This window comes from Microbacterium sp., assembly GCF_030149085.1.
GTDB lineage: Bacteria > Actinomycetota > Actinomycetes > Actinomycetales > Microbacteriaceae > Microbacterium.
This window is the reverse complement of sequence record NZ_JASBSF010000034.1, coordinates 1-3,873: the sequence shown is the minus strand read 5'-3', so window position 1 is coordinate 3,873 and position 3,873 is coordinate 1. Positions and strand designations below refer to the sequence as shown.

Here is a 3,873-nt window from a genome sequence, read left to right as displayed (position 1 = left end):
TGTGTCACCTCGACTCGGCGGCGACCTGGGTGGCAATGCGCCGACAGCTGGGGATGAGTGGTCGCGACATCGCCGACGCTGCGACCTGGGCTGCGGAGGCGATTCTCGATCCGATCCGGGATCGCGCGGAAGGGTCCCGCGCGATCTGAGCGACTCCGTGTGGTCAGGCTAGGTCGTCGGGGTGGAGCTGTCGACGACCGAGTGGCCACACCCGGAGTGGACGGCGGTCATATCCCGGGAACGCGGCGGGATGACACTGGATGTCACGTCAGGCGAGCCTTCGAGGTGCGATCGGGGGGGGCGTGGTACTTTCTCGACCCGAGAGCCTACAAAGACGGTTGGGTCGACCGTCCCGTCACGCTTACCGAGTTGCGACGCACGAGAACCGCTCCGGGCAATCGCTAGTCGCGGAAGGCGTCGAGGCGGCAGAGCACGCGAACGTGTGCTGGCGCGTCCGGGTTGACCCGCTCTGCGATCGCTGTGATCGACCAGCCGTCCTTGATCCGAGCGTGGACATCTGCGCAGAGCCAGTCCGGAACGTAGCCAAACTTCTGGCCTTCGAGGGTATTGACGAGAACCGCCTTCGGGTTCACCTCGTTGCCTTCCTCGAGCTCGAGGCGGAGCGTCGCACCGTTCTGGAGGGTCGCGATGGCGGCATCCGATCCAAAGAAGTGTCGAACACCTGAAACAAAGAACCGGCTCGTGAGCTGACCAGCTTTGGTGAGAGGGAGCTCGACGACGTGGAAGGTGTCGGTTGCCCGGCCGCCGCCAGTGCGGGCCAAGACTTCGAAAGGAACGTCGTCCGAACTGAGATTCTCAATGCCGAGCCAGCTCAAGTAGCGGTCGTAGTGTGGGCGGTCGACAGAGAGGATCCGATTCGCGAAGAACGCCGGGATCTCGTCAGAGACATAGCCAGTGTCACGATCGGGATATTCAAGCAGCGGGACGAACGCGGGGTCATCCCATGCGCCCGGGAGATACTGGAAAGCGAATCGGCCAGCGGGGAGTGCGTCGAGCTGGCCCACCTTCACGAAGAGCCGGGACACGGGGTTCTGCCAGACGAGGATGAGGGTCTTGCGGCTCGCCGTGAGGTCGAGTTGATCTCGGTCAAGTGCCTGAGTAGCCATCGAGCAACCTCCTTCGATTCGTCGCCAACAGTCGAACTACGAATGTATGGGTGACCTCAGACATTATCGCGCGGGGGACCGGGGAGACGACGGAACGAACTTCATCCTCTGAGATTGAGTCGAGTCGGTCGAGCCAAAAGCGGCGAGCTGCCGGCGATGCTCGGCGAAGAGCGCTCCATGCGAGTTCCGTAAGCTTGGGTTTTCCTGCGAAGTGGTGGCTGGTCCCGCGCTCCACCCAGCGCATCATGTGGGGTTCGTCGCCCAGCATCCGGACACGTCGCTCGTCCCGCTCCTGAAAGCCGAGCGCATTTCCATGGTCGAAGGAAGGTGCCAGACGGCGCTCACCCCCACGGAGGATGACCGCCCAGTTTTCGTGATGGCGGTCGCGTCCGGCGACCCAAGCATCCATAAGCAGATAGCCGGTCCACACGTCAAAGGCAGTGAAGTCACCTGGCCAGTCGATGTCGGCCGGCGGCCCAACCTCCTCGAGCGCATGCTGGACGGCCGCCACCGTGTAGCCCTGGTTCTCGCCCTGGATTGACTGGTCCTAGTCGGCGAACCGTGCTGACAGCACGCTGTTGCCATGATCGAGGTACTCGAGACTGTCCCGAAGCACTGACCTGGACACGATCGCGCGCCGACCTTCCAAGATTGCTGGGCGGGTAGTCGCGCTCGGAACGCCGAGCTGATCGGCCAGTTGGTGGACAGTCCACTCGGCCCAATCTTCTCCGCTGACAGTCCCATCGAGCTCATCGAGTCGCGCGAGCTTGAGCAACCACTGTCGGTCGCCGAACATCGGCAGCTCGACCCACCACTTCTCCTTCGACCCCATTGGTTCGTCTGCTTCGGCAGCACCGCGGACGAAGTGGAGCGATTCTCAGGGAGTCGGCACGGGATGACCCTATCGGCGTCGCCCGACGGTCGCAGCGCGGAAACGCGCGAACTCAACAACTCGTGTCGGGGTTGACGGCGGCTTTGGCGTGCCTTAACGTACAACCAAATGATTGTACAAAAGGACCTCACTGATGATGAGATTGACCGCGTGTTTCACGCGCTCGCCGCGGCGACGCGGCGCGACATCCTGCGCCGGACTATCGAGTCCGAGCACTCGGTCTCGGCGCTCGCGCAGGACTACGACATGTCCTTCGCGGCGGTCCAGAAGCACGTCGCCGTCCTCGAAGAGGCCGGCCTCATCATCAAGCGAGCGGAGGGACGCGAGCGCCTCGTTCGCGCCGATCCGATCATGATCGCCAGAGCGAAAGCGCTCCTCGCCCGCTATGAGGACCTGTGGCGTGCGCGCATCGACCGACTCGACGACCTGCTCGCCGAGCCATCCGACCCATCGGCATCCATCACCACGAAAGGGAACTGACGATGCCCGTCACCGCTGTCACCACCGACCCCGACGCGCTCACGATGACACTCGTCGGCGACTTCGCCGCGCCCGTCGAGCGCCTCTGGCAGGCGTTCACCGAGCCTGCCCAGCTCGACCGCTTCTGGGGCCCTCCGGGGTGGCCGGCGACCTTCACGTCGTTCGATCTCACCCCCGGGGGCCGCGCGCAGTACCAGATGACCAGCCCGCAGGGCGAGGTGTCGCGCGGCGGCTGGGAGTTCACCGCGATCGATTCGCCACACCGATTCGAGGTGCTCGACTCGTTCCTCAACGGTGACGGCGACGTGCTCGAAGGCATGCCCACGATGCGCGTCGAGTTCCTCTTCGAGGCGACGCCCGAGGGCTCGCGACTCACCAACATCACCTACTTCGACTCGCTCGACGCCCTGGAGCAGGTCGTCGAGTTCGGTGCCGTCGAAGGGTCGACGCTCGCGATCAACCAACTCGACGCGGTGCTGCAGGACCTGCGGGAGTACGCGCAGGGCAAGGGCACGCAGACCGAGATCCTCAGCGATACGCACGTGCGGATCACGCGGCTGATCGACGGACCCCGGGATCTCGTGTGGCGGGCCCACACCGAGCCCGAGCTTATGAAGAAGTGGTTGCTGGGCCCTGATGGCTGGCGGATGACGGTGTGCGAGATCGATCCGGCGGTCGGCGGGCGCTACCGCTACGAGTGGACGCCTGACGAGGGTGTGGAGGGTGAGGCGTTCGGCTTCGATGGCGAGACGCTCGTGAGCGAGGCTCCGAGGCGTGCGGTAACCACGGAGCACATGACTGGAACCGACTTCCCGTCGACGCTCAACGACATGTCCCTGTACGAAGAGGACGGCGCGACCCTCATCACGCTGGTGATCGAGTACCCCGACAAGGACACGCGCGACATGGTCCTGGCCACCGGTATGACCGAGGGCATGGAGACCAGCTACGCCCGCCTGGAGCGCGAGCTCTTGCCGGCCTGAGTCGCCGCTCGCGGCATCCGTCTCACACGAAGGGTCGCAACACGCCGCTGCCACCGTGCAGCGCACGGCGTGTTGCGACCCTTCGGCGTTGAGGGCGGATGCGAAATCCTCAGGATGTCTGGGCGAGGCTCTCTTCGAGGGCGACCCAGGCGAGCATCGCGCACTTGACGCGGGCGCTGAACTTCGAGACGCCCGAGAGGGCTGCGGCATCCTCGTACACGTCCTCGTCGAGCTCGATCGTGCCGCGCGAGCGCAGCGCCTCGCGGAAACCGTCGATCAGTTCAGCTGCCTTCTCGCGCGGGACGCCGTCGATGAGATCGACGAGCATGGATGCCGACGCCTGCGAGATCGAGCAGCCTTGGCCTTCCCACGTCACATCGCGGATCGTCTG

Annotated in this window: 6 protein-coding genes; 3 read left to right on the top strand and 3 right to left on the bottom strand. The window is 64.7% G+C overall.

All coding sequences use genetic code 11. From position 1 onward, the window contains the following. Positions 1-401: 401 nt before the first annotated feature. Complete coding sequence (locus Q1V87_RS01330) at positions 402-1,127, bottom strand: HIRAN domain-containing protein (protein ID WP_300590529.1); 726 nt, start codon at positions 1,125-1,127, stop codon at positions 402-404. 214 nt (positions 1,128-1,341) lie between these two features. Here Q1V87_RS01330 and Q1V87_RS01325 point away from each other — a divergent pair, with 214 nt between their 5' ends. Next, the gene (locus Q1V87_RS01325; RefSeq protein ID WP_300590528.1) at positions 1,342-1,668 is read left to right on the top strand and encodes a hypothetical protein; all 327 of its coding nucleotides are present in this window, start codon (positions 1,342-1,344) and stop codon (positions 1,666-1,668) included. A gap of 6 nt (positions 1,669-1,674) precedes the next feature. On the opposite strand, the gene Q1V87_RS01320 is transcribed toward Q1V87_RS01325, so the two are convergent. After that, positions 1,675-1,959: a hypothetical protein gene (locus Q1V87_RS01320; RefSeq protein ID WP_300590527.1), complete on the bottom strand. Its 285-nt coding sequence runs from the start codon at positions 1,957-1,959 to the stop codon at positions 1,675-1,677. Between the two features lie 168 nt (positions 1,960-2,127). Here Q1V87_RS01320 and Q1V87_RS01315 point away from each other — a divergent pair, with 168 nt between their 5' ends. Beyond that, positions 2,128-2,499 (top strand): metalloregulator ArsR/SmtB family transcription factor, encoded by a 372-nt coding sequence (locus Q1V87_RS01315; protein ID WP_300590526.1) that lies wholly within the window; start codon positions 2,128-2,130, stop codon positions 2,497-2,499. A 2-nt stretch (positions 2,500-2,501) separates the two neighbouring features. Beyond that, a complete protein-coding gene (locus Q1V87_RS01310; RefSeq protein ID WP_300590525.1) occupies positions 2,502-3,482 on the top strand; it encodes an SRPBCC family protein in 981 nt (326 codons plus the stop codon). 109 nt (positions 3,483-3,591) lie between these two features. Here Q1V87_RS01310 and sufU read toward each other — a convergent pair. Beyond that, on the bottom strand, positions 3,592-3,873 hold a 282-nt coding region (gene sufU / locus Q1V87_RS01305), incomplete at its 5' end, for a Fe-S cluster assembly sulfur transfer protein SufU (RefSeq protein WP_300590524.1).

Coding starts and splice junctions, on each gene's coding strand:
- Q1V87_RS01320 (WP_300590527.1), bottom strand. CDS start 1,959: ATGGGGTCGAAGGAGAAGTGGTGGGTCGAGCTGCCGATGTTCGGCGAC.
- Q1V87_RS01310 (WP_300590525.1), top strand. CDS start 2,502: ATGCCCGTCACCGCTGTCACCACCGACCCCGACGCGCTCACGATGACA.
- Q1V87_RS01330 (WP_300590529.1), bottom strand. CDS start 1,127: ATGGCTACTCAGGCACTTGACCGAGATCAACTCGACCTCACGGCGAGC.
- Q1V87_RS01315 (WP_300590526.1), top strand. CDS start 2,128: ATGATTGTACAAAAGGACCTCACTGATGATGAGATTGACCGCGTGTTT.